Origin of the sequence: Streptomyces pratensis, assembly GCF_037137275.1 — a bacterium.
GTDB classification, from domain to species: Bacteria; Actinomycetota; Actinomycetes; order Streptomycetales; family Streptomycetaceae; genus Streptomyces; species Streptomyces pratensis_B.
Map to the genome: position 1 here is coordinate 1 of NZ_JBBBEN010000043.1, position 1039 is coordinate 1039.

The 1039-nt window shown below is 70.0% G+C and carries 3 protein-coding genes and 1 pseudogene; all 4 read right to left on the reverse strand.

The annotated features are described in order from the left end of the window. Positions 1 to 119: pseudogene (locus tag V9U70_RS00490) on the reverse strand (DUF2637 domain-containing protein); the annotation flags it as partial. Beyond that, a complete protein-coding gene (locus tag V9U70_RS00495; RefSeq protein WP_336672382.1) occupies positions 116 to 445 on the reverse strand; it encodes a hypothetical protein in 330 nt (109 codons plus the stop codon). The pseudogene V9U70_RS00490 and the gene V9U70_RS00495, both read right to left, overlap by 4 nt. Further along, a complete protein-coding gene (locus V9U70_RS00500) occupies positions 442 to 639 on the reverse strand; it encodes a hypothetical protein (protein WP_336672383.1) in 198 nt (65 codons plus the stop codon). The genes V9U70_RS00495 and V9U70_RS00500 overlap by 4 nt, the downstream gene beginning before the upstream one ends. Then, on the reverse strand, positions 636 to 905 hold the full coding sequence (locus V9U70_RS00505; RefSeq protein WP_336672384.1) for a DUF6284 family protein: 270 nt from the start codon (positions 903 to 905) through the stop codon (positions 636 to 638). The genes V9U70_RS00500 and V9U70_RS00505 overlap by 4 nt, the downstream gene beginning before the upstream one ends. Positions 906 to 1039 lie beyond the last annotated feature (134 nt).

Here is a 1039-nt window from a genome sequence, read left to right on the forward strand (position 1 = left end):
CTGTGGCGCTCCATCAGCGGGGTGACCGTGAGGATGGAGAACAGCATCGCGCCGCCCACGATCAACCACGTCCCGACCGACAGGGCGCGTTCCGCTGAACGGATCTGAACAGCGTTCACGACGCCACCCCCAGACCCGCAACGGGCACCGCGATCTCGGAGTAGCCGACCAAGCACAGCCGGACCCCCGTGAACACGGTGCGAGCATTCAGACGGTGGGTGGTGCCCCCGCTCTGAACACCGAGAACAACGGCCCAGGGGTCGATGCCCAGGGCCTCACGCCACGCCTCGAACGCGGCCAGGCCGCTGTGCGCCGACAGCTCCACCTGGTCGGGGAAGATGGTGGAGAAGTGGACATCGACGGCCGGCAGATCCGGGAACCGTGCCACGACCGACGCCAGGACGGTGACCGCAGCGGACAGCCCGCTCATCGTCGGCGCACTCATGCCGCACCGCCCCACGTGCGGCGGACGTAGAGCACCCACCCGGCAGCCTGAACGAGGCAGCCGACGACCGCGACGACCCGCCAGACCGGACGGCCGGTGGCGGTGGCCAGCGAGGACCCGAGCACGGTCAGGGCGATACCGCCGAACACCAGCAGCAGCGCCCGCCGGACAGCGATGGTGGCGGTGTCACTCATGCCGCACCGCCCGGCAGAGCCACCGTGGTGGTGCGGTTGGTCAGGTCCCGGCGGGCGGCCAGCACCCGGCGACGGGCCCGCCGGATACGCCGCTCGTCCAGCTCGGTCGGGGTGTGGTCGATGGTCATGATCTGCGCGTCCAGCAGGGCCACCTCCGCCAGAATCAGCGGCATCTCCGTGTCGATCGCGTCCAGCTCGGCGTCCGACGGCTCCCTGTCGAACGGGTTGGCCGTAACAACGGCCTGAAGTGCAGCGATGGTCAACATGGGTCGTGTTCTCCCTAGCAGGTGGGACGGCCCGAAATGAGGCCCCGGTGTTCGTGCACCGGGGCCTCGCGCCGTCTTCGGGGTCGTTCGTGGACTACGAGCGACCACGGCGACCCGGCATCGCAGCCCGCCGA